The organism is Pseudomonas sp. TSO6 (genome assembly GCF_056098905.1).
Window position 1 is genome coordinate 155,297 of the sequence record NZ_JBLZWV010000024.1, and the last position, 24,217, is coordinate 179,513.

The 24,217-nt window shown below is 59.8% G+C and carries 31 protein-coding genes; 29 read left to right on the forward strand and 2 right to left on the reverse strand.

Annotated elements, in window-relative coordinates:
• Positions 1-23 precede the first annotated feature (23 nt).
• The 26 genes from ACN6NG_RS09185 (at position 24) to ACN6NG_RS09310 (ending at position 20,524) form a co-directional block, all read left to right on the forward strand.
• Positions 24-398 carry a putative holin gene (locus tag ACN6NG_RS09185; protein WP_474313619.1) on the forward strand — a complete coding sequence of 125 codons (375 nt, stop codon included), beginning with the start codon at positions 24-26 and terminating at the stop codon, positions 396-398.
• Positions 399-680 carry a phage holin family protein gene (locus ACN6NG_RS09190; RefSeq protein WP_070085884.1) on the forward strand — a complete coding sequence of 94 codons (282 nt, stop codon included), beginning with the start codon at positions 399-401 and terminating at the stop codon, positions 678-680.
• Positions 681-729: 49 nt separating this feature from the next.
• On the forward strand, positions 730-942 hold the full coding sequence (locus ACN6NG_RS09195) for a hypothetical protein (protein WP_474313622.1): 213 nt from the start codon (positions 730-732) through the stop codon (positions 940-942).
• 60 nt (positions 943-1,002) lie between these two features.
• Positions 1,003-1,191 (forward strand): hypothetical protein, encoded by a 189-nt coding sequence (locus tag ACN6NG_RS09200; protein WP_474313624.1) that lies wholly within the window; start codon positions 1,003-1,005, stop codon positions 1,189-1,191.
• A complete protein-coding gene (locus tag ACN6NG_RS09205) occupies positions 1,191-1,529 on the forward strand; it encodes an HNH endonuclease (protein WP_474313627.1) in 339 nt (112 codons plus the stop codon). The genes ACN6NG_RS09200 and ACN6NG_RS09205 overlap by 1 nt, the downstream gene beginning before the upstream one ends.
• A 150-nt stretch (positions 1,530-1,679) precedes the next feature.
• On the forward strand, positions 1,680-2,153 hold the full coding sequence (locus tag ACN6NG_RS09210) for a terminase small subunit (protein ID WP_474313630.1): 474 nt from the start codon (positions 1,680-1,682) through the stop codon (positions 2,151-2,153).
• The gene (locus tag ACN6NG_RS09215; RefSeq protein WP_474313633.1) at positions 2,150-3,847 is read left to right on the forward strand and encodes a terminase large subunit; all 1,698 of its coding nucleotides are present in this window, start codon (positions 2,150-2,152) and stop codon (positions 3,845-3,847) included. Before ACN6NG_RS09210 ends, ACN6NG_RS09215 begins: the two co-directional genes overlap by 4 nt.
• Positions 3,847-5,244, forward strand: coding sequence for a phage portal protein (locus ACN6NG_RS09220; RefSeq protein ID WP_474313636.1), 1,398 nt, complete (start codon positions 3,847-3,849; stop codon positions 5,242-5,244). The genes ACN6NG_RS09215 and ACN6NG_RS09220 overlap by 1 nt, the downstream gene beginning before the upstream one ends.
• Before the next feature lie 13 nt (positions 5,245-5,257).
• Positions 5,258-6,133: a head maturation protease, ClpP-related gene (locus ACN6NG_RS09225; protein ID WP_474313638.1), complete on the forward strand. Its 876-nt coding sequence runs from the start codon at positions 5,258-5,260 to the stop codon at positions 6,131-6,133.
• 14 nt (positions 6,134-6,147) lie between these two features.
• Entirely contained in the window at positions 6,148-7,362 is a 1,215-nt protein-coding gene (locus ACN6NG_RS09230; RefSeq protein ID WP_103446284.1) for a phage major capsid protein, read from the forward strand.
• Positions 7,363-7,405: 43 nt separating this feature from the next.
• Entirely contained in the window at positions 7,406-7,795 is a 390-nt protein-coding gene (locus ACN6NG_RS09235; protein WP_474313641.1) for a DUF7210 family protein, read from the forward strand.
• Positions 7,796-7,798: 3 nt separating this feature from the next.
• Positions 7,799-8,275, forward strand: a complete 477-nt coding sequence (locus ACN6NG_RS09240) for a head-tail connector protein (RefSeq protein ID WP_306380971.1) — start codon at positions 7,799-7,801, stop codon at positions 8,273-8,275.
• Positions 8,275-8,616, forward strand: a complete 342-nt coding sequence (locus tag ACN6NG_RS09245) for a phage head closure protein (protein ID WP_474313643.1) — start codon at positions 8,275-8,277, stop codon at positions 8,614-8,616. The genes ACN6NG_RS09240 and ACN6NG_RS09245 overlap by 1 nt, the downstream gene beginning before the upstream one ends.
• The gene (locus ACN6NG_RS09250; RefSeq protein WP_474313644.1) at positions 8,609-9,091 is read left to right on the forward strand and encodes an HK97-gp10 family putative phage morphogenesis protein; all 483 of its coding nucleotides are present in this window, start codon (positions 8,609-8,611) and stop codon (positions 9,089-9,091) included. The genes ACN6NG_RS09245 and ACN6NG_RS09250 overlap by 8 nt, the downstream gene beginning before the upstream one ends.
• Positions 9,088-9,456 (forward strand): DUF3168 domain-containing protein, encoded by a 369-nt coding sequence (locus ACN6NG_RS09255; RefSeq protein ID WP_474313646.1) that lies wholly within the window; start codon positions 9,088-9,090, stop codon positions 9,454-9,456. Before ACN6NG_RS09250 ends, ACN6NG_RS09255 begins: the two co-directional genes overlap by 4 nt.
• 63 nt (positions 9,457-9,519) lie before the next feature.
• The gene (locus tag ACN6NG_RS09260; RefSeq protein ID WP_474313648.1) at positions 9,520-10,254 is read left to right on the forward strand and encodes a phage tail tube protein; all 735 of its coding nucleotides are present in this window, start codon (positions 9,520-9,522) and stop codon (positions 10,252-10,254) included.
• An 8-nt stretch (positions 10,255-10,262) separates the two neighbouring features.
• A complete protein-coding gene (locus tag ACN6NG_RS09265) occupies positions 10,263-10,679 on the forward strand; it encodes a phage tail assembly chaperone family protein, TAC (protein WP_441211968.1) in 417 nt (138 codons plus the stop codon).
• Positions 10,680-10,732: 53 nt separating this feature from the next.
• On the forward strand, positions 10,733-10,939 hold the full coding sequence (locus ACN6NG_RS09270; RefSeq protein ID WP_474313676.1) for a phage tail assembly protein T: 207 nt from the start codon (positions 10,733-10,735) through the stop codon (positions 10,937-10,939).
• 35 nt (positions 10,940-10,974) lie between these two features.
• Positions 10,975-13,530: a phage tail tape measure protein gene (locus ACN6NG_RS09275; protein ID WP_474313650.1), complete on the forward strand. Its 2,556-nt coding sequence runs from the start codon at positions 10,975-10,977 to the stop codon at positions 13,528-13,530.
• Between the two features lie 12 nt (positions 13,531-13,542).
• The gene (locus ACN6NG_RS09280; protein ID WP_449117832.1) at positions 13,543-13,689 is read left to right on the forward strand and encodes a hypothetical protein; all 147 of its coding nucleotides are present in this window, start codon (positions 13,543-13,545) and stop codon (positions 13,687-13,689) included.
• 31 nt (positions 13,690-13,720) lie between these two features.
• Positions 13,721-14,179, forward strand: coding sequence for a transposase (locus ACN6NG_RS09285; RefSeq protein WP_441211965.1), 459 nt, complete (start codon positions 13,721-13,723; stop codon positions 14,177-14,179).
• Positions 14,176-14,655, forward strand: coding sequence for a DUF1833 family protein (locus tag ACN6NG_RS09290; protein WP_474313652.1), 480 nt, complete (start codon positions 14,176-14,178; stop codon positions 14,653-14,655). The genes ACN6NG_RS09285 and ACN6NG_RS09290 overlap by 4 nt, the downstream gene beginning before the upstream one ends.
• 2 nt (positions 14,656-14,657) lie before the next feature.
• Positions 14,658-15,062, forward strand: coding sequence for a hypothetical protein (locus ACN6NG_RS09295; protein ID WP_474313654.1), 405 nt, complete (start codon positions 14,658-14,660; stop codon positions 15,060-15,062).
• A complete protein-coding gene (locus ACN6NG_RS09300; RefSeq protein ID WP_474313656.1) occupies positions 15,031-18,087 on the forward strand; it encodes a host specificity factor TipJ family phage tail protein in 3,057 nt (1,018 codons plus the stop codon). The genes ACN6NG_RS09295 and ACN6NG_RS09300 overlap by 32 nt, the downstream gene beginning before the upstream one ends.
• Positions 18,088-18,143: 56 nt before the next feature.
• Positions 18,144-19,793 (forward strand): hypothetical protein, encoded by a 1,650-nt coding sequence (locus ACN6NG_RS09305; protein ID WP_474313657.1) that lies wholly within the window; start codon positions 18,144-18,146, stop codon positions 19,791-19,793.
• The gene (locus ACN6NG_RS09310; protein ID WP_367868881.1) at positions 19,793-20,524 is read left to right on the forward strand and encodes a hypothetical protein; all 732 of its coding nucleotides are present in this window, start codon (positions 19,793-19,795) and stop codon (positions 20,522-20,524) included. The genes ACN6NG_RS09305 and ACN6NG_RS09310 overlap by 1 nt, the downstream gene beginning before the upstream one ends.
• Positions 20,525-20,635: 111 nt before the next feature.
• On the opposite strand, the gene ACN6NG_RS09315 is transcribed toward ACN6NG_RS09310, so the two are convergent.
• Positions 20,636-21,850 carry a hypothetical protein gene (locus ACN6NG_RS09315; RefSeq protein ID WP_474313659.1) on the reverse strand — a complete coding sequence of 405 codons (1,215 nt, stop codon included), beginning with the start codon at positions 21,848-21,850 and terminating at the stop codon, positions 20,636-20,638.
• Positions 21,851-22,017: 167 nt separating this feature from the next.
• Between ACN6NG_RS09315 and ACN6NG_RS09320 the strand changes: the two genes are divergently transcribed.
• The 3 genes from ACN6NG_RS09320 (at position 22,018) to ACN6NG_RS09330 (ending at position 23,390) form a co-directional block, all read left to right on the forward strand.
• Positions 22,018-22,455: a structural protein P5 gene (locus ACN6NG_RS09320; RefSeq protein ID WP_474313660.1), complete on the forward strand. Its 438-nt coding sequence runs from the start codon at positions 22,018-22,020 to the stop codon at positions 22,453-22,455.
• Positions 22,452-22,985, forward strand: coding sequence for a DUF2514 family protein (locus tag ACN6NG_RS09325; protein WP_474313662.1), 534 nt, complete (start codon positions 22,452-22,454; stop codon positions 22,983-22,985). Before ACN6NG_RS09320 ends, ACN6NG_RS09325 begins: the two co-directional genes overlap by 4 nt.
• A 180-nt stretch (positions 22,986-23,165) precedes the next feature.
• Positions 23,166-23,390: a hypothetical protein gene (locus ACN6NG_RS09330; protein ID WP_474313677.1), complete on the forward strand. Its 225-nt coding sequence runs from the start codon at positions 23,166-23,168 to the stop codon at positions 23,388-23,390.
• Positions 23,391-23,399: 9 nt separating this feature from the next.
• Here the strand turns inward: ACN6NG_RS09330 and ACN6NG_RS09335 are convergent, their stop codons facing one another.
• A complete protein-coding gene (locus tag ACN6NG_RS09335) occupies positions 23,400-23,711 on the reverse strand; it encodes a hypothetical protein (RefSeq protein ID WP_474313664.1) in 312 nt (103 codons plus the stop codon).
• Positions 23,712-24,217: the final 506 nt, after the last annotated feature.

Below are 24,217 nucleotides of genomic sequence, written 5' to 3' on the forward strand. Positions count from 1 at the left end.
TTCTTTTTTTGTGGAGCACCCATATGGCCGAGCCAAGTACCGGCGCCCTTGCAGTGACCGGCTTACTTGCCAGCGTCGGCCTGGGTGCTGCCTTCCCGCAGTTGGACCTCGCCACGCTGGTCGGGTCCTTCGGTGGGGCTTTCTTCTACGTCGTCTTCGCCAAGGACATGAGCACTTGGCGCCGGGTCGGCTACTTGCTGACTGGTTGGATCGGTGGCTACTTCGGTGCTGCCGAATTGATGGGCTGGGCTTGGACCAAGACAGCAGGGTTCAGCGCCTTCGTGTGCGGCGCTCTATGCGTGATCACGTTCTCTGGCCTCATCGAGTGGATGCAGACCGGCCAACCGCCAAGGTGGTGGGCTTGGTTCTTCCGCCTCCGGGCCAGGAAGGAGGGTTGAATGGCTGCCGTAATCCAGGCCGTGTTGTGCGCCGTTATCTTCGTGATGATCGGTCTGCGCTACCGGCCGTATCCCGATGCCCGCTACAAGCTGGGCGTGTCCCTGATGGCCTGGGCCGCATGCGCGGTCACGGGAATGCAGTGCGTGAGCCTCATAGGCCGCATGGTGCTGCATGACGAGTTCGCCGACGTGTCCTGGTTCAACACTGCGTTCTACCTGCTGGCCGCCATGCTGGTGTGCCGGGCTAAGGGCAACGTCGCCAAGATTGTGCGGGTTGAATGATCCGCGCCACGAAATCTACGTGCGCCATTTCGTGGCGCGAGGAACCACCATGGAAATGAAACCACTGATTCTGGGCCAAGAGCTTGGCCAGGCCGTCTGCGAGGTGCTTGGCCTGGACGCATCGAAGATCACCTCCATCACCATTCGCATGGAGCCCAACACCGCGGCTTGCGTCGAGGTGGTCAACACCATCAGCCAAGTCGAGGGCGAGAAGATCGCAGGCGCCTTGGAGGTCTACGGACTGACTCGGCGTGGTATGTGATGCCCTGTAGTGGATGCGCCGCCCGGCGCGAATGGATCAACAAATGGATGAGGGTGGCCCGTGAACGAGCAAGCAATCTCTTTGCTCCAGCAGATCCTGGAACAGCAGCAGAAGCAGACCGGCCTGCTGGAGACGATCGCAAGCCAGAACCTGGCACTGATCGAAGCTCTGGCGGATGACCAAGGCCTTGACCCTGACGCTGCGCCCCAGGTCTACCTAAGCGGCGCCCCCGTTATCGGTGGCCTCTGATGGCCCGGCTGACCTCCCTCAAGCCAGCCATGCAGGCCCAGCCATCAAGGCTGGCTACGGTCAACCCGGACTCATGGCGGACGGCCAAGGGAACAGCTGCCCAGCGCGGCTATGGGTACAAGTGGCAAGTAGCACGGGCCGGCTGGCTCGTAGCTCACCCGCTTTGTTTGTACTGCCAGCGCGAAGGGAGGGTGACCGCAGGCACGGTGGTTGACCACATCGTCCCGCACAGGGGCGACATGAAGCTGTTCTGGGATCGGGGCAACTGGCAGACCCTTTGCCGTGCGTGCCATGACGTGGTGAAGGCTGCCGAGGAGGCCGCCGGCCAGAACGGTTGATGCACGTCAGTGGCGTGCCTCATTTCGGTTGAGGCACGTCAGTTCCCCGATTCGAGGGGGAGGGGTGGGTCGAGAGTTCATGGCTTTTCGCTTCCAGACCACCCGTCCCCGCACGCGTGAAATTTTTCCCCGTTTCAGAGGTTTTTGTTAATGGCGTTAACATCGAAAAAGCGCCGTTTTGTCGAGTCCAAGGCTGCTGGTGCCTCGAATCGCGAAGCGGCGGAAGCCGCAGGCTACGCGGCGGGCAGCGCTTCGGCAGCAGGTTCTCGGCTCGCCAAAGACCCTGACGTTGCTGCCGCGCTGGAAAAGTTAAAGGCGCCTCGAAATGTTAAGCCGGAGACAGAGGGCGAAGCCTTTGACTCCACGCCGATGGGCGACGAGTCCGGTGACCTGGTCAACTTGCCCATTACTGACGACCCGCTCATTTGGTTGCTGGCTCTGATGAATGATTCCCAAGCCAAGATCTTTGACCGGCGCAACGCGGCCCAGTCGGCGCTGCCGTACTTCCACGGGAAGAAATCCGGCATGGGCAAGAAAGAACAGAAGCTCGAAGATGCGGCGAAGGTGGGGGCTAGTGGCAACCGCTTCGGGCTGCGTGAGCGTCACCTGAAGGCCGTCAAATGAAGAAATGGACTACCGCGTGTCCCGACTGGGAAAGCCGGATCGTCCGTGGACAGGCGCTCGTTCCGTTGGAGCCCATCTTCCCCGAGCAGGCGGAAGATGCTCTCGACGTGTTCGGCAACCTTCGAATGGTTGATGCCGACGGCAGCCCATTGATGGGAGAGACCTGCCGTAGTTGGGTGCTCGACGTGGTGGCCGCGCTGTTCGGCGCCTATGACGCGGAAGCCGGCCGCCGGCTGATCACCAACTACTTCCTGATGGTTAGCAAGAAGAACGGCAAATCGACGATCGCCGCGGGCATCATGCTGACGGCGCTGATCCTGAACACCCGGCCTTCCGGAGAGTTCCTGATCCTGGCGCCGACGAAGGAAGCGGCAGACAACGCGTTCAAACCGATTCGGGACATGATCGATGCAGACGAGGATCTGCAGGCTAGGTTCCATGTGCAGGAATACAACCGGATCGTCACCGATAACCTGAACAAGGCAACGCTGAAGGTGGTGGCGGCTGACTCGGCCACCGTCACCGGCAAGAAAGCCACCGGCGTGTTCATCGACGAACTCTGGGAGTTCGGCAAGCAGGCCAAGTCGGCGAAGATGCTGGTTGAGGCCACCGGTGGTCTGGCGTCACGCCCAGAGGGGTTCGTTTTCTACTGCACGACTCAGTCTGACGAGCCGCCGGCTGGCGCCTTCAAGGCCAAGCTGGAGTACGCGCGCAAAGTTCGCGACGGCGAAATCGAGGACCGGCGCTTCCTTCCGGTCATATACGAGTTCCCGAAAGAGATGATCAAGCGGAACGAGCACCGCGACCTTGCAAACGCTCACGTGACCAACCCCAACTGGGGGCTTTCTGTCGACCAAGAGGTGATCGAGCAGAAGTATCAGGAGGCGCAGGCAGAGGGCGAGGGGGCCATACGCGGCTTCTTAGCGAAGCACCTCAACGTCGAGATCGGCCTGGACCTGCGGTCAGACCGTTGGGCAGGCGCTGACCACTGGGAATCGGCGGCTGAGGCTGGCCTGACCCTGGAGAGCCTGCTGCAGCGCTCCGAAGTGGTGACGGTTGGCATAGACGGTGGTGGTCTTGACGACTTGCTTGGTCTGACCGTGCTTGGCCGCGAGCCTCTTACTCGTCGATGGCTCCATTGGGCCCACGCCTGGGCGCACAACATCGTGTTCGAGCGGCGGAAGGATATCGCCAGCGCACTGAGGGACTTCGAGAAGGCCGGCGACCTGACCGTTGTTGATCGACCTGGTGACGATGTGCAGCAGGTTGCCGACATCATCTGCGACATCAGGGATCGCGGCTTGTTGCCGGAGAAACTGGCTATCGGCGTCGATTCTGCCGGCATCGGTGACATCGTCGACGAGCTGACCACCCAAGAGCGAGCGATCACCATGGAGCAGATCGTGGCCATCTCGCAGGGCTGGAAGCTCAACGGCGCAATCAAAACCACTGAACGCAAGGTTGCCGGTGGTGAACTCGTTCACTGCGGTAGGGCGATGATGAACTGGTGTGTCGGTAATGCCCGCATCGTCCCGCAAGGCAACGCAATCACCATCACGAAGCAGGCCAGCGGCTCGGCAAAGATCGACCCGCTGATGTCGACGTTTGACGCTGTGTCCCTGATGGCCCTGAACCCCGAAGGCTCTGGTGATCTCCAGGGCTTCTTTGATAACCCGATCATGGTAGGAATCTGATGGCCGACAAGAAACCGGGCCGGGTGAAGGCTGCGCTGCAAAACTGGCTCGGGGTGCCCATCGGCCTGAAGGACGGCGCATTTTGGCAAGAGTGGTTCGGCAGCTCTGCATCTGGTAAGCACGTATCGGTCGACAAAGCCATGCAGCTGTCCACGGTGTGGGCATGCGTGAGGCTGCTGTCCGAATCCGTCTCCACGTTGCCGCTCAAGCTGTACCGGCGCCTCCCCGACGGTTCTCGGGAGGTTGCCAGAGACCATCCCCTGTACCGCGTGCTGTGCCGTATCCCGAACGCCGAGATGACCCCGCAGCGCTTCATGCTGCTGGTGGTTGCGAGCATTTGCCTGCGAGGTAATGCATTCGTCGAGAAGAAGATGATCGGCAGCAGGATCATTGCTTTGGTACCGCTTCTGCCCCAGTCCATGAGGGTGAAGCGGCAGGAAAACGGGCGCCTGAAGTACACGTACAACGAGAATGGCGTGGATCGCGACATTCCCGAGAAGAACCTGATGCACATCCGCGGCTTTGGCCTGGACGGGGTGTGTGGGATGCTTCCGGTCACCACCGGGCGCGAGATCTTCGGATCGGCCATGGCGATCGAGGAGGCAGCGGCGAAGGTGTTCGCACAGGGGATGCAGGCATCCGGCATCCTGAGCAGCGACGCCAAGATCACGCCCCAACAGCGCGAGCAGCTGCGGGCCAGCATGCAGGCGTTCATGGGATCGAAGAACGCTGGCAAGATCATGGTGGCGGAAGCGGGCTTCAAGTACCAGGGCATTACGATGAACCCTGAGGCGGCCCAGATGCTGGAGTCCAGGTCATTCGGAATCGAGGAAATGTGCCGCTGGTTCCGCGTGCCACCGTTCATGGTTGGGCACATGGACAAGCAGTCGAGCTGGGCTGCCTCGGTTGAGGCGCAGAACCTGCATTTCCTCACCAACAGCCTACGGCCGTTGCTGGTCAACATCGAGCAGGAGATCACTCGCTGCCTGATCGGTGAAGCCGATGCTGAAGACTACTTCGCTGAGTTTGCGGTGGAAGGCCTACTGCGCGCGGACAGCGCCGGCCGCGGCGCCTGGTACAACACGGCCCTGCAAAATGGCTGGATGTCCCGCAACGAGGTGCGCCGACTGGAGAACCTGCCGCCTATACCGGGTGGCGACACCTACACGGTCCAGTCTGCACTGGTGCCCCTGGATCAGCTCGGGAAGCCGAGTGCAGGTGTCTCGCCGGCGGCCTCGGCATTCATGCTGCGATTGGTCTCGGCGCGCAACAACGATGACCGAGAGGCCATCGACAAGGCGGTCGAGCTGGCATCCCAGGCTCTGGAAGCCGGGAACCCAGACGGACCCATGATGGCCCACGCGCTGATATCGATGCCGCTGCTCAAAGCGGCCTGACCTGGAGTAACCCATGACTCTCAAGACACTACCGGCGGCGCCGGCGGTGCGACCGCACGCGCGCGTCGAGTCCGACCTACTGCCGAAGGCCATGGAGCGCTGGAATCCAGCGATCAAGGCGGCGGCCGGTGACGACTCCACCACCATCACCATGTACGACCCGATCGGCATGGACTGGTGGACGGGCGAGGGCGTCACCGCCAAGCGTGTCAGTGCTGCACTTCGCACCATCGGCGACAAAGACATCACCGTGAAGATCAACAGTCCCGGTGGCGATGTTTTCGAAGGCTTGGCGATCTACAACCTGCTGCGCGAGCATAAGGGCAAGGTGACCGTACAGGTGCTTGGCCTGGCAGCCTCGGCGGCATCGTTCATTGCCATGGCTGGCGATGAAATCCAGATCGCCCGAGCCGGCTTCATGATGATCCACAACGCTTGGACCATTGCGGCGGGGGACCGAAACGACTTCACCGAAGTCGCTGACTTCCTCGACCAGATCGACGGCACCCTGGCCGACATCTACTCGGTCAGGACCGGCGATGAGGCCGCAGCGATGCGCGCCCTTATGGACGTCGAGACGTGGATGGGCGGCAGCGCGGCTGTCGACGCCGGCTTCGCTGACGGCCTTCTCCCATCGGATGCCGCGCAGGAAGACCCGCAAGCCAGGGCGCCGCACCAGATCGCAGCTCGCCGATTGGACGCGATTCTGGCCAAACAGGGCATGCCACGCTCCGAGCGGCGGTCCCTCATTCAAGAACTCAAGGGTGGTACGCCAGGCGCTGCCCCCTCCGGTACGCGCAGCGCTGCCGAAAACCAGGCCGATCTGGCCACCCACTTTGCCGAACTACAGGCCGCCATGTCGCGGTTCTCGGCAGCAGCCCTCAAGTAACCGGAGACAATCCCATGGCAGACAATACCGCTGACCTGCTCAAGCAGGTTTCCGCCGAGCTCAAACAGGCGACCAGCGATTTCAGTAAACAGGCCGAAAACGCCCTGGCCGAGGCCAAGAAGGCCGGCAGCCTGTCCGAAGAAACCAAGGCCGCCGTTGATGAGATGGCCACCAAGTTCAACAGCCTGACCGAGGCCGAGAAGCAGCTGAAAGCCCAGCTTGGTGAGCTCGAACAGGAGTTCGCACGCCTGCCTTCGCCAGGCACCCCGCAAACCCAGGACAGCCTCGGCGGCGTGGTGATCAAGAGCGAAGCTCTCAAACAGTTCGCGGCCAGCATCGAGGGCGGCAAGCGCGTCAACATCCCGGTTAGCGCCGCGCTGCTGTCCACCGATGTTCCCGCCGGCATCGTCGAACCTCAGCGCCTGCCCGGGATCGACACCGCGCCAAAGCAGCGGCTGTTCATCCGCGACCTGATCGCCCCGGGTCGAACTACCGCCCCGGCGATCTTCTGGGTGCAGCAGACCGGTTTCACCAACGCCGCCAAAGTCGTGGCCGAGGGCACTGCCAAGCCGTACTCGAGCATCGAATTCGCGTCGAAGCTCACCGCGGTATCGACCATCGCCCACATGTTCAAGGCCTCCAAGCAGATCCTGGACGACTTCGCCCAGCTGGGTTCGACCATCGACGTAGAAATGCGCTACGGCCTCAAGTACGTCGAAGAGCAGGAGATCCTGTTCGGTGACGGCACTGGCGTGCACCTGCACGGCATCGTCCCTCAGGCCTCGAAATATGTACCGGCCTTCGAGGTGGAGGATCGTTCGGGCATCGATGATCTCCGCCTGGCGATGTTGCAAGCCCAGCTGGCGCGCTTGCCGGCTTCCGGCCATGTCCTGCACTTCATGGACTGGGCCAAGATCGAGCTGACCAAAGACACGCTGGGCCGCTACATCCTCGCCAACCCGCTGGGCTTGGCTGGCCCTGTGCTGTGGGGGCTGCCTGTTGTGGCTACCGAGGTCGCTGCTTTCATGGGCAAGTTCCTGACTGGCGCATTCCAGACCGGCGCTCAGTTGTTCGACCGCGAAGACGCCAACGTGGTTATCTCGACCGAGAACGCCGACGACTTCGAGAAGAACCTGATCTCGATCCGTTGCGAAGAGCGTGCCGCCTTGGCGGTGAAACGTCCGGAAGCGTTCATCTTCGGTGACTTCGCCGCGCCGGTCGCCCCGTAACCCTGAACGAGGGCCGCCCGATCGGCGGCCTCTGGAGGCATTCATGAAACTGAAAACCCTGAAACCTCTGTACCTGGGCGGCCAGACGCTGGTTGCGGGAACGTCCTTCGAAACCATCGAGCAGCACGGACGCCAGTTGATCCAGAAGGGCTATGCCGAGCTGGACGACTCCGAAGGCGAGGTGGTAGTGACCATTTCGCAGGAAGATGCCGCTGGCGCTGGCGTGCTGACCACCGACAGCCTGGGCGCCGCCACTCTGCCTATCGCGCAGCCTGTCGCCGCCTTCAAGGCGAAGCACAAGGGCGCAGGCAAGTACATCGTCGTGGACGCCGAAGGCAATCAGGTTGGCGAGTTCTCCGGAAATCAGGAAGAAGCCCATGCGGAAGCTGAGCGGCTGATCGCCGGCGGCGAGCCGGTGCAGGCCGAGGACTGACCCATGCCAGTAATCGCCATCGATCTGGCCATGCATCACCTGCTGGCCGAGCCGGAAGACCAGGTGCTGGTCGAGGCGCAACTTGGCGCGGCGGAGGATGCGGCGATGAATTTCCTCAATCGTCGTTTCTACCTGGATCAGGTGGCTCTCGGCCAGGCCCGCGCCGGCGTATCGGCTTCCATGCAGCAAGCCAGGGAGGCAAACGCGGCGGCGGTTGCTGCTGCTGATGGCGAGCAGGATCACACAATGCGCTGCCGCCTGCTTGAGCATGCCCGCCAGGCGCTGGCCGACGCCTACGATCAAGCCGACGCCATCGCCTACGGCATGGTGCTCAACCCTGCTATCCAGGCTGCTTGTCTGCTGAAGCTGGGTCACCTGTTCGCCAACCGTGAGGAAGTGATCACCGGGACGACCGCAGTCGAGTTGCCGCTGGCGTCCCAGCACCTGCTGATGCCGTACCGCATCCGGATGGGTGTGTGATGCAGGCCGGTAAGCTCCGGCACCGCATCGACATCGAGGAAATGACCATTCCCCGAGATCCGGTTACCGGTGAATACGGCGAACCCCAGTGGGTGGCACGCTGGACGAAGTGTCCGGCGCGTGTCGAGCCGCTATCGGCCCGCGATCTGGTGGCGGCTCAGGCAGCCCAGTCCGAGGCCACGGCGAGAATGGTGATCCGATACCGGGCCGGCCTGATGCCCACTATGCGCATCGTATACCGCGATGAGGTTTACAGCATGGAGGGGCCGCCCTTGGCGGATCCCAACTCTGGGCTGGAGTACCTGACTATCCTCGTGTCGAGAGGGGTGAAAGATGGCTGATGTCGAGTTCAGCATAAACGGCTTGGAGAGCCTGCTGGGCAAGCTGGAGTCGGTCAGCTATGACGTTCGGCGCAAGGGTGGCCGGGCCGCACTGCGGAAGGCCGCTCAGGTGGTGATGCAGAAGGCAAAGGACGGCGCCGAACGAATCGACGACAAGGAAACTGGGCGTTCGATCGCTGACAATATCGCCCTGCGCTGGAACGGCAAGCTGTTCAAGCAGACCGGCGACCTGGGCTTTCGCATTGGCGTCCTGCACGGCGCCGTGCTCAAGGATGGTGGCAGCCTCAGCCCGAATTCGCCGACCCCTCACTGGCGGCTGTTCGAGTTCGGTACCGAGAACATGGCAGCTGTTCCTTTCATGCGTCCAGCCCTGGCCAACAGCATTAGTGAGGTGACGGCCACCTTTGTCAGTGAATACGAAAAGGCTATCGACCGCGCCATCCGGCGCGCTGCGAAGAAGGCTGCATCCTCATGACACCACCTATTTTTCATATCTGCTCCCAGGCCGCAGGCGTCACTGCGCTGCTCGGTACCGGCACGAATCTGCGGCTCTACTCATTTGGCGAGGCCCCGCAGGATGTGGCCAAGCCCTACGCAGTGTGGCAGCTGGTCAATGGAGAACCGGAGAACTACCTGGCTGGCCGGCCAGATGCTGACGGTGTAACGCTGCAGATCGACATTTACGGAACCACCGGCACTTCAGTGCGACAGGTGCGCGATGCCATACGAGACGCCATCGAGTTGCGTGCCTACGTCACCCGGTGGGGCGGCGAGGGCCGCGACCCAACCACAAAGAATTACCGAGCCAGCTTCGATGTGGACTGGATCGTCCACCGGTAGCTGATCAATACCCCAATAGCCCGCCCAGTGCGGGTTTTCTTTTGCCCGCAATTGGAGAAACCCATGGCGATTCTCGCTCAAGGCACCCAGATCTATGCCCTGGTGCCCAAGGTAGGTACCCCATCCCAGTTTGAAGTCATGGAGGTGGAGTGCGCGACCGCCTTCAACCCGGGCGGTAACCCTGCTGACCAAGTCGAAGTTACCTGCCTCAGCGACCGCGTTCGCAAGTACCTGCGCGGTCTGCGCACCCCTGGCCAGGCTTCGCTGACCCTGAACGTCGACCCGCGTAACCCCTCTCACGTGCGCCTCCACCAAATCTCGGAAGATGACTCGATCGAAAGCATCCGCTGGGTCGTGGGCTGGTCGGACGGCACCGACATTGCTCCGACTGTAGGCGTTTCCGGCGCACTGGCTGCGATCGCGTTGACCAATGGCGGTACTGGCTATACCTCGGCCCCGACCGTCGCGTTCTCGGGGGGTGGAGGCACTGGCGCCGCTGCAACCGCGATCATCCAGGATGGCAAGGTGGTCGGTTTCAACATCACCAATGCCGGCTCCGGCTACACCAGCGCGCCGAGCATCACCATGACCGGTGGCGCTGGATCTGGCGCGGCGGCCTCCGCAGTCTTGGGCAATGCGGATGATTTCGTCCTGCCCCCGACCCGCACCTGGTTCCTGTTCGACGGCTACGTCTCCGACTTCCCGTTCGACTTCGCGGCCAACGCGGCGGTTACCACCGCGGCGACCATTCAACGTTCGGGCGGTTCTGCCTGGATCCGTAAAACCACTAACGCCTGAGGCAAGTGATGAAGCTGACGCTCGATTCGTTGAAGAAAACCGGCTCGTTCACTGGCCGGCCCGTGGCAAAGGAAATCACTTGGCGGCAAGGCGACGAGACCTTTACCGCGACGGTGTATGTGCGTCCGTTGGGCTACCAGGCAGCGGTGAGCGATGTTCTGGCGGCTGGCGGCAAGCAAGACAACATTGCCGGCCGCATCGCCGCGGCCATCTGCGACGAGGAAGGCAACACTGTCTTCACCGTGCTGGACATCACCCATGGGCCGCTTGATCCGGTGGAGCTCGCCAAGGATCCAGATAGCACCAAGCGCCTGGGGGCCTTGGACGGCAATCTCACTGTCGCCCTGATGGTAGCGATCAATGAGGTGACCAACATGGGAAAGACACCGAACTCAGCGACCTCGACGAGTTCTGGCACGAGTTAGTCCTATGCGGCGTCGGGGGCAGGACCATCGCCGAGGCGAAAGAGCGGATCAGCATCCACGAGTTTCGCTCCTGGATGAAGTACCGCAGCCGCCGCGGCTCCCTGCACTTGGGAATGCGCTTCGAGCGTGGCACGGCTCTGTTGGCCACGCTTTACGCGAACACCCACACAAAGGACGGCGGCTACACCGTCTACGACTTTATGCCTCACGAGTCCGCGCCTGTGCTGACGCTTGAGGAGGCCATGAAGACATGGGCGTAGTCGAACTCTGAGCCAGCGATCAGCAGGAGAAAGGCATGGCAAGTAAATCGCTGGGTACGCTGACCCTGGACTTGATCGCCAAGATTGGCGGTTTCACAGGGCCGCTTGACCAGGCCAGCCGTGAATCGCAAAAGCGCATGGCTGAGATCAAGAAGTCGGCTGAGAACCTCGGCAAAGGCATCGGTACCGCCTTTGCCGCGGTGCCGGCCATTGTCGCTGGCCTAGTCACCAGTTCGGCCATGGCGGCGAAGGAAATCACCAACCTTTCGAACCTGGCAGGCCTCACCACCACCGAGTTCCAGCGTTACGCTGCCGGCGCTGCTTCAGTCGGAGTAGAGCAGGACAAGCTGTCTGACATCTTCAAGGACACCAACGACAAGATCGGCGACTTTCTGGCTACTGGTGGCGGCGAGCTCAAGAACTTCTTCGAGACCGTCGCGCCAAAGGTAGGCGTGACCGCTGAGCAGTTCCGCAACCTGAACAGCGCCGACGCGCTGCAGCTGTATGTGACCAGCCTGCAGAAGGCGAACGTGAGCCAGGCTCAAATGACCTTCTTCATGGAGGCGATCGCCGACGAAGCAACGGCTTTGGTGCCGCTCCTGGCTGATGGGGGCAAGAAGTTCAAGGAGTACGGGGATGCCGCGCAGCAGGCCGGCATGATCATGGACGAGCAGACCATCGGCGCTGCTCAGCAATTCAGCACAGAGCTTACGGTCATCGGCCAGTACGCCAATTCTGCGAAGACAGCCCTGGCGGCCGAGTTCATGCCGGTACTGGCCCAACTTGCAAAAGACCTTGCCGGCACCACGAAGGAGGCCGGCGGGCTTCGGAAAGTTGTTGGCGAATTCGCCAACGATTTCATTGAGGTGACCGCCGTTACCGCCAGCTTGGCTGACGGCATCGGGCGGACCTTCAAGGTGGTGGCCGCCGGTATTGTGAGTGGGTTCTCCACCACCATGGCCTATCTGCAGAGCATCGGCGCAACGGCCAACACTTTGCTCGGTGCCGTGACCTTCGGCGACATGTCGAAGGACTTCAAGGCCAACGCTGACAAACTGACAGCGGATGCCATTGACCATGCTCGAACAGCCAGCACCGTCATGGAGGAGGTTGCTGAGGCGTTCAACAAGCCTTGGTCTGGCGACACGATCCGCGCCTATGTGAAGGAAGCCCGCAAGGCTGCCTCCGAGCTTCCCAAGATCGTTCCACCTGGTGGGCAGGGCGCCGGCTTCGTCGGCCAAACGGACGAGCAGAAGGCAGCTCAGAAGGCGGCTGAAGCAGCAGCCAAGAAGCTGAATCAGTCCTTCGAGACCGCTGAGGAGAACCTGAAGCGGCAGATTACGCTGATCAATACCAGTACTGACGCCCGGAAAAACGCCACTGAGGTGGCAAAGCTGCAGTTCGAAATCGAATCTGGGAAGCTGGTCGGGATCAACGCCAAGCAGCAGGAGCGCCTGAACGGTTTGGCGGCTGAGCTTGACCGATTGCAGCAGCTAAAGAAGGCGAACGAGGACGCAGCGAAGGCCCAGGCCTTCGCCGATACGCTGTCTCAAGCGAACAGGACCGCCCGTGCAGGGTTCGACCTGGAGTTAGCGGGCGCGGGGAGCGGTGACAAGCTGAAGGAGCGGCTGAAGGCTGACCTGGCTATCCAGCAGGATTACCAGAGCCAGCTGGCGGATCTGCAGAAGCAGTACAACGGCGGCGATATCAGCGAGGAGCTCTACAAGCAGGAAACCGAACTGCTGCGCCAAGCGCTTGAAGAGCGCATGGAGATCCAGCAAGACTATTACGCTCGGCAAGACGAGGCGCAGAACAACTGGCTGGACGGTGTCTCATCTGCTTGGGAGAACTACCGAGATGCCGCGGTAGATTACCAGCAGCAAGCTGCTGATTTCACGGCCAGCACTCTGGACAGCATGACCAGTTCGGTTGGCGACGGCATAGCCTCGATGATCTTGGAGTCGCAGAGCCTGGGTGACGCTTTCGTCAATGTCGCTTCGACCATGGCCAAGAGCATTATCAATGCCTTGGCGCAAATGGCCGCCGAGTGGCTGGTTTATCAAGCGGTTCAGCTGGTGGTGGGCAAAGCAACGCAGGCCAGCGCCGTACCCACCTTGATCGCGAACGCTCAGGCCACGTCTTTCCAGGCTCAGCTGGCTGCGTTCGCAAGCACTGCGGCCATCCCAATTGTCGGCCCGGCGCTTGCGCCTGGCGCCGCATTTGCGGCCGCAGCGGCTACAGCGCCGATGGTCGCGGGCGTGGCCAGCGCTGCGCTGGCCGGCATGGCGCACGACGGTATCGATTCCATCCCAGAGGATGGCACCTGGTTCCTTCAGAAGGGCGAGCGGGTGACCACTGCTGAGACCAGCGCAAAGTTGGATCGCACCTTGGAAGATGTTCGATCCAAGCAGAGCGGTGGCGGGACTGTCGTAAACATCATCGGTGACCGGAGCAAAGCCGGCACGGTGGAGCGAAGAACGAATCCTGATGGGCAAGAGGAGGCAGACGTTTTTGTTTCCGATATTTGGGGGGGCGGCGAGCGCGCGCAAGCACTCGAAGCTGCCTACGGCCTGAAGCGAAGTGCGAGTTAAGCAGAGGTTTTTATGAGCGAAGTAGAGACCCAGCCCGAACAAGGTCTTGAGGAGGGTGCAGATCATCCTATTCCGGAGCCAGCCGATGAGAAAGAGCAAGCCATTCAGCGCCGGTTTTCCAGAATTGAGGAAGCGCTCGGCCTCAGCCCATTTACTTAATACCAGCCACAACGGATACAGGGGTTGAGGAATGGCCGTCATTGATTACCCCAAGCAACTGCCGACACCGCTGCAAGACGGTTATGGGCTTGATACCCAGGATCCTGTTTCACGCACGCCGATGGTTACTGGGCGGGTCAGGACTCGCATCAGACATAGCTATGTGCCGCTGTATGTCGACGCCACATTGATTTTCAACGGGAAGCAGAAGGCTTTTTTTGAGGCATGGTACAGCCGGATCTTGAAAGAGGGCACCGAGTGGTTCAACTGTCCCCTGAAGATCGACGATGTGGTGCAGATGTACGAGGTCCAATTTGCTCGAATCTACGAAGGTCCGAAGTTGGTTCAATTGTCATTCTGGCGGTACACGTTCCGACTAATGCTACGCAGAAAGCCATTGATTCCAGATGGATGGGAGCATTTCCCTGAACTCTGGTTTGGTATGGAAATCATCGACTTGGCAATCAACAGGGAGTGGCCAGAAGCATGAGCCTGATCGAGGAGTGTTATGCCTCGGGCAGAGGCGAGCTGGTCGACACCATCGAGGCGCGGGAGGAGGGCGGCGCCGTTTCTCACCTCTACTGCTCTGGCTGGGAAGACCGGGTGTGCACCACCGAGGACGGCCGCACGCTGACCTTTGTTGCGATGGCCATGGACTTGGCCCTGCCCAGGAACGACAACAGCGCGTTCCAGAACCTGGTGCTTGGCTTGGACAACGTCACAGGCGAGGTGCAGGAGGTGGTGGAGGCGGCCAAGGCTGCCGACAAGCGCTTCATCATCACCTTCCGGCGCTACCTGGCCGAGGACCTGTCCTTCCCGCAGGAGCGGTACCGCATGACGCTGCTCAGCCGGGAGTATGAGGACGACGTGGCCAAGCTCACTGCCGGCTTCTTTGACCTGCTCAACACCAACGGTCTGCGCACCGTGCTGACCACCTCTCTGGCACCTGGCCTGAAGTACATCTGACCATGATCGATAAATTCATGCGCGCCCCGTATCGCGAGGGTGCACGGGGGCCTATTGCCTTCGATTGCTGGGGGCTGTGCATCGCAGTCCGCCATCAGGTGTTCGGTCTGCAGCTGTTGCCCAGCTTAGGCGCCGTGGGCAAGAACAAGCTCAGGGCCAACACCGAGGCCTATCACGACCTGCGCCAGGGCATGGAAGAGTGCGCCCCGGAACCTGGCGCGATCGCCGCCGTGTTCCGCGGCGCGCTGTGCCTGCACGTAGGCGTGGTGGTTGAAAGTGAGGGCCGTCTGAAGGTGCTGGACACAAACCCCGGCGGCGCCTGCCTCCGGAGAACCGGCGAGTTCGAAGCCGCTCATCCCAAGGTGGTCTATTACCGTGATCGAGTTCTACCCGAACAAGCTCAGTGACACCGCGCCGCTCGGCACCTGGAAGACCGACCGCCGGATGTCGATCGAGGAGTGGCTGAAGTCCCTGGCCCCATCCTACGAGCGCCGCGAAAGCCCGCCAATCAGCGTTGTGCTCAATGATGAGCTGATCGAGCAGCACCTGTGGCACAAGGTGAAGTTCAAGCCTGCTGACCTGCTGCAGATCTACCGCGAACCAAAGGGTACCGACCCGTTCTCCATCACCTTCGCCTTGTTCAAGGGTGCCAAGGCGGTGCTGAAGTCGATCATGCCCAAGATGCCCGGCATGCCATCCAGCGCCGGCACTCAGCAGGGCGACCCCTTGACCGAAGCCAGCGCCAAGGGCAACAAGGTCAAGCTGGGCGAGCCGGTGCGCCAGATCGCAGGGCACCAGCGGGTCTATCCGTCCTACCTGACCCAGCCCCGCCGGGCGCATGTCGCACCCCGCGACCAGCGGGTGGAAATGCTGCTGTACATCGGCGAGGGCGAGTACGACGTCCCGCTGGCCAAGGTCAAGGTGGGTGAGACCCCGCTGATCTCCCTGGGGTCAGACGCAACCTTCACCATCTACCCGCCAGGCGCTGATCTGTCGGCCGATCCGGCCCACATCAACTGGTTCAACGTGCCCGAGGTCGGGGCAAGCTCCAGTGGGTCGGCCGGCCTGGAGCTGACCATGGCCACCGAACTCACCAGGTCGGCCTCGGCATCGGCGTACCAGTTCGTTGGCGACACGATCAGCGTGCCGTCCGGTTCCGGCCAGTTCCCGGCCGACTGGTCGAACGGGATCATCATCCGCGTGCTCTCGCCATACACCTACACGGTGATCGACGGCGGTGCCGGACGCGACATCATCCGTGGTCCGCTGGAAATGTTGAACCCCACGGCTGGCATGCTGATCGAGGTGGCCGGAGCGAACGCGGGCCTGTACGTGGTGCACAGCTACACCCCATACACACCGGCGGTACCGGCCAACCCTGGCACCGCATCGACACGCACCGGATCGGCGGCGCCAACTCGCTACGACTTCAACGTCACGCCGCTCACGTTCAACCTGGTGCGCGGCAGCTCTACCTATCCCGTCACGCTGAACACGGCCACAACCGATCTGGCTGGCCTGGTAGCAGCGCTGAACACTCAGCTCAGCGGATTGCCGTTCGAGGCGCAGCAGAGCAGTGGTCGGTTGCGTTTCGTGGAATTGACACCGTTTAGTGGCCAGGCCATCTCTGCCACCGGTGCCTCAACCATCCTCGGCTCCTCCCCGGTAGGAGTCACCGGCACCGCAACCACTAGCGGCACTCCAGAGCAGCCAGCGGAAATGACGCTGGATTATGACGGTGGTGCACCGGTGGTCGGCCTGGCGCTGGGGCAGGGACTGGCAACCATCGGCCCGCGCGGGCTGCGTTACCGGATCACGGCATTCAGCACCAGTCTGCTTGAGGTGGAGCGTCTGACCTCGTCTGGCTCGACCGATGCGGGATGGCCTGGCTTCAGCGCCATGCAGACGGTGAACGGCCTCATTACGCTGGACGCTTCAAACCTGCAGGGCGGATACCGGGGGCCATTTGCCTGCTGCCCGGAGAACGAGAAGGTCACCGAGCTGGAATGGACGGTCACCTACGCCAATGGCTTGGCTGGTATCGGCCGGGAAGGGCAGATATACGAGATTCCGACCTACTACGTGTTCGAGTACCGTGATTTGGACGTGGCCGGCGCCTGGACGCAGATCCAGTACGTGAACGTCGGCGGCTCGCTGGATGCTCAGGGCTTCACGCAGCGCATCACGCTGCCGTACGCAATGCGCGCTGAGGCCCGCGTCCGTAAGCAGTATGTGGACCGACCTGGACGTATCAACGATGAAGCGCGGGATGACGCCACCTGGACGGACCTGCGGGGACGGATGCAGAACTCGCCGGCCAGCTACCCCGGCCTGACTGTCATGACCTGCAATATCCGGGGTGGTGACCGGTTGTCTGCACAGTCGGAGAGCCAAGTCAGTGTGGAGGCAACCCGCATCCTGCCGCTGGTGGAGGGCGGTACCGGGCCAAGCCGCGACATCGTGCCTTGGTGCATCTACCAGCTGAAGCAGCGCGGGTATACGGACGATGACCTGGATCTACCTGAGTGGCAGGCCTTCCACCATATCTGCGTAGCTCGGGGTGACACCTACGACGAAACGCTGGATTCGACGATCACCGTCAAGGACATGATCAACAACGCGCTGGCGTGCGGATTCGGTGAGCTGGTCACATTCCGGGGCCTGCTGCGTCCGGTTCGGGACAGTGCCCGGGCAGCGTTCGACGTTACCTACGGCCCGAAAACCCAGACCTACTCACCCCAGAATATGACCAAGATGCTGAAGATCAGCGGCGCCATGCCGTCGATCAACGACTTCGACGGGGTGGATGTGGAGTTCTTCTCTCGCACCACCTGGGCGTGGGAGACGGTCGAGTGCCGCTGGCCAGGCGACCTCGGCACCAAGGTCGAGAAGATCAAGATGCCTGGAGTCAGTGACAGGACCAGGGCATGGCGGGTCGGAATGCGCCGGCGTGGCCACCAGAAGTTCCGGACGGACATCTACACCTGGGAAACCGAGATGGATGGCAGCAATAGCGGCTATCTGAGCTTCGCGGCCGTTGCGGATGACGCGCCCAAGCGTTGCCAGAGCGCGATCCTGCTGGACTTCGTGGTTACAGAACCCAGCACCTTTCTCATGTCCTCCGAGCCGCTCGACTTCAGTGCTGGCGGCGAGCATCTGATAGGCGTACGCAAACTGGACGGTACGCTGTCCGGGCCGTGGGTAGCTACGCAAATTGACCAGTACCAGGTGCGGGTTGCAGCGCTCGACTTTACACCCGAAGTGGATGGTCCTCTGGAGCCCCCGCATATCCTGTTCGGCCCGGCCGCCAGATGGGCCTATCCAACCCTGATCACCAGCTCTGACCCTGGAACAAACGGAAACGTCGCGATGAAAGGAATGCCCTACGACGCCCGCGTTTACACCTACGACGACCAATTCCCGCCGGCCTGACCGGACCCTGACGAGCATGCCCGCCAAGTGCGGGCTTTTTTGTGCCCGGAGAAAACATGGCTTACAACACCAACAACCCACTCGGCTCGAGCGATCCGCGGGACTTGTTCGATAACTCGTCGATTTTCGACAAATACATGACGGGTATCGACGAGATCGTTTATGACCGATTCGGTCAGCCAAGGTGGGCGCCGCAGGCTTTTCACAACCTTGTGATCAATGCCAAAGCGCAGATTGATCCAACGGTTGCAGCGGCCAAAGCGGCGGTAAACGCAGCAGCTGACTCGGCGATCGTGGAGATGGAGGAAACAGCGGCCAACCTTGGCGATGACCTGAACAACAAGCGATACCCGACGTATGCGGCGATGCTTGTCGACCCGCAAACCCGTGACGGTGTGGTGGGCATTGTTGATGGTGATCCAGATCCAAATCTGAATGGCTGGTACTCCTGGAGCATGGAGCAAGGCATGTGGCTGAGGTTTTCTGATCAACCTGTTAGCTCATCCAGCGCGCAGCGATTGTTTGACGCGCTTGATCCAAATGCACTTCCCGACATTGCTTGGTCGGTCGGTGATGAGCACGGGGCTGCGCCGCTTCGAATCCGAGAAAATGGCGTTACCGAGGCTGATGCCCTGAGCACTGAGCAACTTACTCTTCAAGGCCTTGAGGAATTGCGCTCAAAAGGAATTGTGGGTGTTGTGCTGGCAATCCTTGATGCTCTAGGTAATAGCCCATGGCTGATCAGGGATGACGGAACGTCAGTGTTCGCGGCCGTGGACGCTAAAGAATTATTTCTGCGCGGCGTGGATATTTCCGGAAAGCTGGGATCACGCGTACAGGACAAAGTCATGACGGAAAATGGGCTGGTCCCGGTATATCCAACCATGGCCAAAATTTCGGGGTGGGGAAGCTCAAGTCTGGAGTTCCTGTCCACATTCATTACCCAGATGTTTGCGGATATTGCTCCTGGCGCCTCGTACTTCAATGGTGCGACTGGCGGCGAGACTTCTCGCAGCTTGGCTGCCAGGCTTGGATCGGTGCCTATGCTGGTCACGATTCCTGGCGGCACCTTGCCAGAATCGGGCGCTGTGGCAGTGACCTCCTCGAACGTTGTGCCGAACTCTTTCATTCGAGCCTTCACCGGTACGCTTGCGGGCATCGCCGGAACGATGAGCAGTAGTGCGAGCACCTTCACCTTCACGCGATCTGCTTCTGGAGCGGCGATCGATGTACCAGCGGATACCCCCTTCATTCCTGACGTTGGGCCGACTTACCGTGACGGTGTTGGATTGCTGTGGATGGGCAAGAACGACATTACCACCGCAGATACTGCGCAAAATATTGCGCAGCGCATAGACGCGAGCTTTGACTACTTCAAGGCCAGAACTCCTCGCATTATGGTTTTTGGGCACTTCGGCAATACGAACTGGCTGGGCGGCCCGACTTCTGTACCCAAGGTACTTCAGCTGAATGCCCTCCATAAAGCCCGCTACGAGGACATGTACTTCGACACGCTGGCGTATCTGGAATCCCCAAGGGTCTGGGCGGACACTGGAATCATACCCACTGCCGACGACTTGGCTGCCCAGGCGGGTCATTGCCTGCCGCAATCACTGACTACCGATGGAGCGCACTTCAGTCCGGCGCTTAATGCTGCATTCACGCAAGTGGTTAAAGAAAAACTTATCAGCCTGGGGTGGTTCTAATGGCTCTCAATATTATTGTTCCAAATGTGGTTTTTCCAAAGCGCACCCAGCTTTACAGTATTCCGTCGATTGCCAAAAACCATGTCTTTGCGGTATTTGGCGAGAACCGTGAAAAATCACTGGTGAACCTCAATGCAACCCAGGCAAATGCAACGGCGGTAGGAGATGTTGCGTTCAGCAGTGAGGGCCTGCTGGCGCTAGGTAACACCAACTACGTCAGATTCAAGCTTGGGCGCGCCCCGAATTTCGCTGGGTGCACATTGTTTGCGGCCTTCAAGACCCGCACTTCAATCGGTGATGCTGGTGTCGCGAGCTTGTGGAGCGAGGCCAGCATGTCGGCTGACGCGAACGCTAGACGCATCTTCACCACGCTCACCAGCGGCGTTGCTAATCTGGGCAGTACGCCAAGCCCAACATCAGCGGCGGCGGAAAGGGCCGTGACCCCTGGCACCGAGTACCTGATCTCATTGACGCGAGCGGTCAAAGGCACCCCCAGCAGAATGAGGATTCATAACCCGGACGGCTCGGTCGCGGTCATTCATCCGATTACCGAGTACACCGGCAACATCTTGCCGTACTCGGCGGATCCGGTATTCGATCTCGGTATCGCAACCAGTTCTGCGCAAGCTGGGGCATTCATCCAAGGTGCAGCCCTCTACTCTGGAAACATGAGCGAGGCGGAGATTTCTGCGGCTGCCGCGCGCTTGTATCAACTCACCCATACCGGTTGATAATCTCACCCTGTCCATGCCCGCCCAGCGCGGGCTTCGCTTTGTTAGAATCAAATAGCCTGTTCAGAATCCACTTTTGGCGGGTGGCGGATGAGACAGGCAGTACCCAGCTTACCGATCCGAAGCACCCAAGGTGATAGGCACTCTAAGCAAGTCACGATCCAGGGTGAGCTTACAATCATCACCTAGGTTGAACCTTGTGTAATAGAGATATGCTTTTCTGCCAACGGTCCCGAAGTTGACGTCTTCAGACTTGCTGTCGAGGATTGAAGGGTATGCAGCTGGTGATTGTGGTTGACAATTTTGCTTTCCAGCAATTGTTAGTATTTCTCTTCCCTTGCTCCAATGGATTAGATCCTTCGAGGTCGAGTAGCTAAACCTTGCGTCAACTCTAGGGGTGTAACCTTTTTTGTTTATAAAGTCTTCATAGACTGCAATAAACTCTTGGGTTTCCGAATGCCATAACAGGCTCCTCACTTTGCTGGTAATGTTTTGTAGAGTGGTGCAAGTATTGTTATTGGTGTTTGAGTTATGAGTTTTTGAGAGATCTATAGTGAAGTCTTGGCCATCCCAGAACTTCCAAGAGGAAGGGTTTTTTATGTCGCTTGCTCTAGCCAGACAGTTTCCCATCTTCTGATTTTTATATTTTGAAGTGTAGAATATGGAATAATACTGATTGTTTAGCTTTATAATGTTGGAGGTTGTTAAAAACCCAATAGGTCCTCCTTGTTTTTTTGAAAACTTGTGACCTGATTGAGCGATTATCCTATCTGAAGGGCTCTTTGTAGTGAATGACTTTCCTCCATTATTGGAATACGCGAGAATAATGGCGCTCCACCAGCAACCGAGATTTTTTCCATTGGATTCATCGCAGTTCTTGAACCATCTGCCATGATAGTCGGAACTGGCCAGAGATACGACTGTTTTGCCATTGTCCTCGCTGTAGAATGTTTGCAGCCAGATTCTGGCGTCGTACAGTTGTGGTTGAGGGCTCATGTTAGCCTTGAACCTGATATCGCACGACGGTTTTACGCTGTCCAGTGTCTTGCCAGACATTGATCTGTTTATATAGTGAGTTGCATATAGGTTTACAGTTCCATCGGCAGATCTAAACGCTCTTGCTGGTGAATCTGGAATGTTGTCATCACTGCACCTGTCATTTTTCCAATGGAATACAACCTGCGTTTCGTTCACTTCTGGCGTTATTGTCAAGTTCGGATGGTTTGAGTCGGCAAATGATAGTGTATTTATACTCATTGGTAGTGCAAGAGCTGCGATTAACTTTGTTGCTGTATATCTGGGGCGCGAGAGTGATACCGTTGTCATTTTTATTTCCATAATGTTGCTGGATTCATTTAATCACGGTTTTCGATCGCATCTAGCCGTTCAAGGTTCAATTCTTGATCGCAACAATCATAGGTCACGAGATTTCTGATTCGTCCCAATTTTAAAGCCTGCTTTCGGGTGGGCATTTTTTCGCCTGGAGAAAACCCATGAGCACACCTCGCGGCGTCCGCAACCGAAACCCCGGAAACATCGATTTCAATTCGCGCAACGACTGGCAGGGCCAGATCGGCAAGGAGCCGGGTGGCCGCTTCGCCATCTTCGATACGCCCGAGAACGGCATTCGTGCCTTGGGCAAGCTGCTGATCAACTACCGGGGCAAGGACGGCATGTCAGGCGTGGGCGGGAAGGGCATAGACACCGTGCTCGAAACCATCAACCGCTGGGCACCGAGCAACGAGAACGATACCCAGGCCTACGCCTCGGGCGTGGCCAAGCGCCTGGGCGTGCGCGCCACCGACCCGATCAACATCAAAGACCCGGCCACACTGCGCGGCATGGTGGTCAGCATCATCATCCACGAGAACGGCGGTAACCCGTACTCGGCGGCGATCATCGATGAAGGCGTGCGGCGGGCGCTGGCATGAACTGGCTGGCCGCTGTACCCGCCTGGTGCTGGTGGCTGATCGCTCTGGTGCTCGTGGCTGGAGGCCAGGAAATTCGCGTAGGATCGGGAAAGTCTGAGGCTGCAGCCGCCCGCGGCGAAACCGCAACGGCGCGAACAGAACTGACCGACTACCGCCTGCTGGTTGCCGAGCGTGACCGACGAGCAGCCGCCCAGGCCAGAGCCGAAGAACAGCGCCGCCAATCTGTTGCCGACGAGGAGGGAGAGAGTGCACGACAACACCTGGAGCTGGCCCAAGGCCGCGCCGCTGCTGCTGAGTCTGCTGCTGGCGGGCTGCGCGGGGAAATCGCCCGACTGCGCGCCGGCCAGTCAGCAACCTGCAGTGCCATTGCTACCCAGCAGCGCAAGGCAGGAACCTCGGCCGTCGTGGTGCTCGGGGGATTGCTTGAAGAGTCTGACCGAATGGCGGGCAGCTGCGCAGCAGCGCTTGAGCGAAGCCGAATAGCTGGGTTGGCGTGCGAGACTATGGTTGACCGGATGAAGGGTCCGTAGGCAGAAAAACGAAGCCCCGGATGCTGGCGTCCGGGGCTTCTAGCTATCTTGGTCCCTATGAATGGAAAGTTAGCGTAGGCGGATATTACCAGCGTGCAACACCATAGTCACCAGTGGTACCTGTTCGATCAGCTCCATGCGCGTCCTATACTCTGCGGATCAACTGACCATGACATGACATTGGACAAGCGTACCTTCATAGGGATGGTCGAGGCCGGCGAGCCGCTGATTCAGCAGGCTATCGATGCCATGCGCGAGTACCACCAAGCCCAGGACAGTGGCGAGACACCTGAAGAGATCGAGCGTCTTCGCCTGCTGGCTGAGTCGCTGTTCCAGGTCGTCTCGGACTACCAACTGAGAGTGGTGGCCAAGGCCAGAGCCAAAGACCTGCCACCACTACACTGAGCCGATACTTTACTCGGTCTCACTCAAGGCGATAATTGCTTCCGCCTGGGCTTTTGCGACAAGCCTTAGCGCATCCGCCGGATTCTTCTTGGCGTGTGCTATCAGCCAGTTCTCCAGTTCGGCATCCTCGAACTCGAACTTGACGAGAAATGCTCCGGTTAGCGACAGCTTATCTACTTTTCCGTAGGCGCTGTTAGCATCATGCCACAGTAGTGGACCGGCCTTGAGTGCCTGATATCCATCACTCCCGTGACGCACAGGTTTCACTGAATGCTCGTGCTGCACGACCTCCCTTTCCCAGCCCCTTAGCTTAATCTTCAAAATCTCCTCCTTGGCTAAAACCTAGTAAATGGTGGCGGAATGCTACCCTCGGAGAAAGTCCCTCACAACCCAATTCTTGCTCAGGTGATTTTGGGAAATTAGTCCCCAGAATGGTGTGGAGTGCTGTTGCGTCGCCGACAGAATGCTCTAGCCTGGCTCGTCCACCTCCGATAAAACTAAGGTTCCAGAGCTGCTGGCGAGTGCACGGTTATGAGCAAGGAGCATCAGATCCTTCCGCGAATCCTGAGGTACCGGGCAGCTCCTAGCTACCTAGGCATGTGTAAGGACGAATTCAACAAGACAGTACGACCTTATGTCAGAGAGTTCCGTATCGGCGTTCAAGGGGTCGGCTTTGATCGCTACGAGCTCGATGATTGGGTGGATGCCTACGTGGACAAGCACTCAATTGGGAACAAGCCAAGGTTCGTAGCGGAATCATCCCCACGCCAGGCGCATGAATCGTCAACCTACCAAGGCCTCACTTTTAAAGAGACTCTGGAGCTTGT

Bases quoted from the DNA above. Each gene is read 5' to 3' on its own strand.
- ACN6NG_RS09185 (WP_474313619.1), top strand. From the start codon at position 24: ATGGCCGAGCCAAGTACCGGCGCCCTTGCAGTGACCGGCTTACTTGCC.
- ACN6NG_RS09190 (WP_070085884.1), top strand. From the start codon at position 399: ATGGCTGCCGTAATCCAGGCCGTGTTGTGCGCCGTTATCTTCGTGATG.
- ACN6NG_RS09195 (WP_474313622.1), top strand. From the start codon at position 730: ATGGAAATGAAACCACTGATTCTGGGCCAAGAGCTTGGCCAGGCCGTC.
- ACN6NG_RS09205 (WP_474313627.1), top strand. From the start codon at position 1,191: ATGGCCCGGCTGACCTCCCTCAAGCCAGCCATGCAGGCCCAGCCATCA.
- ACN6NG_RS09210 (WP_474313630.1), top strand. From the start codon at position 1,680: ATGGCGTTAACATCGAAAAAGCGCCGTTTTGTCGAGTCCAAGGCTGCT.
- ACN6NG_RS09215 (WP_474313633.1), top strand. From the start codon at position 2,150: ATGAAGAAATGGACTACCGCGTGTCCCGACTGGGAAAGCCGGATCGTC.
- ACN6NG_RS09220 (WP_474313636.1), top strand. From the start codon at position 3,847: ATGGCCGACAAGAAACCGGGCCGGGTGAAGGCTGCGCTGCAAAACTGG.
- ACN6NG_RS09225 (WP_474313638.1), top strand. From the start codon at position 5,258: ATGACTCTCAAGACACTACCGGCGGCGCCGGCGGTGCGACCGCACGCG.
- ACN6NG_RS09230 (WP_103446284.1), top strand. From the start codon at position 6,148: ATGGCAGACAATACCGCTGACCTGCTCAAGCAGGTTTCCGCCGAGCTC.
- ACN6NG_RS09235 (WP_474313641.1), top strand. From the start codon at position 7,406: ATGAAACTGAAAACCCTGAAACCTCTGTACCTGGGCGGCCAGACGCTG.
- ACN6NG_RS09240 (WP_306380971.1), top strand. From the start codon at position 7,799: ATGCCAGTAATCGCCATCGATCTGGCCATGCATCACCTGCTGGCCGAG.
- ACN6NG_RS09245 (WP_474313643.1), top strand. From the start codon at position 8,275: ATGCAGGCCGGTAAGCTCCGGCACCGCATCGACATCGAGGAAATGACC.
- ACN6NG_RS09250 (WP_474313644.1), top strand. From the start codon at position 8,609: ATGGCTGATGTCGAGTTCAGCATAAACGGCTTGGAGAGCCTGCTGGGC.
- ACN6NG_RS09255 (WP_474313646.1), top strand. From the start codon at position 9,088: ATGACACCACCTATTTTTCATATCTGCTCCCAGGCCGCAGGCGTCACT.
- ACN6NG_RS09260 (WP_474313648.1), top strand. From the start codon at position 9,520: ATGGCGATTCTCGCTCAAGGCACCCAGATCTATGCCCTGGTGCCCAAG.
- ACN6NG_RS09265 (WP_441211968.1), top strand. From the start codon at position 10,263: ATGAAGCTGACGCTCGATTCGTTGAAGAAAACCGGCTCGTTCACTGGC.
- ACN6NG_RS09275 (WP_474313650.1), top strand. From the start codon at position 10,975: ATGGCAAGTAAATCGCTGGGTACGCTGACCCTGGACTTGATCGCCAAG.
- ACN6NG_RS09280 (WP_449117832.1), top strand. From the start codon at position 13,543: ATGAGCGAAGTAGAGACCCAGCCCGAACAAGGTCTTGAGGAGGGTGCA.
- ACN6NG_RS09285 (WP_441211965.1), top strand. From the start codon at position 13,721: ATGGCCGTCATTGATTACCCCAAGCAACTGCCGACACCGCTGCAAGAC.
- ACN6NG_RS09290 (WP_474313652.1), top strand. From the start codon at position 14,176: ATGAGCCTGATCGAGGAGTGTTATGCCTCGGGCAGAGGCGAGCTGGTC.
- ACN6NG_RS09295 (WP_474313654.1), top strand. From the start codon at position 14,658: ATGATCGATAAATTCATGCGCGCCCCGTATCGCGAGGGTGCACGGGGG.
- ACN6NG_RS09305 (WP_474313657.1), top strand. From the start codon at position 18,144: ATGGCTTACAACACCAACAACCCACTCGGCTCGAGCGATCCGCGGGAC.
- ACN6NG_RS09310 (WP_367868881.1), top strand. From the start codon at position 19,793: ATGGCTCTCAATATTATTGTTCCAAATGTGGTTTTTCCAAAGCGCACC.
- ACN6NG_RS09315 (WP_474313659.1), bottom strand. From the start codon at position 21,850: ATGACAACGGTATCACTCTCGCGCCCCAGATATACAGCAACAAAGTTA.
- ACN6NG_RS09320 (WP_474313660.1), top strand. From the start codon at position 22,018: ATGAGCACACCTCGCGGCGTCCGCAACCGAAACCCCGGAAACATCGAT.
- ACN6NG_RS09325 (WP_474313662.1), top strand. From the start codon at position 22,452: ATGAACTGGCTGGCCGCTGTACCCGCCTGGTGCTGGTGGCTGATCGCT.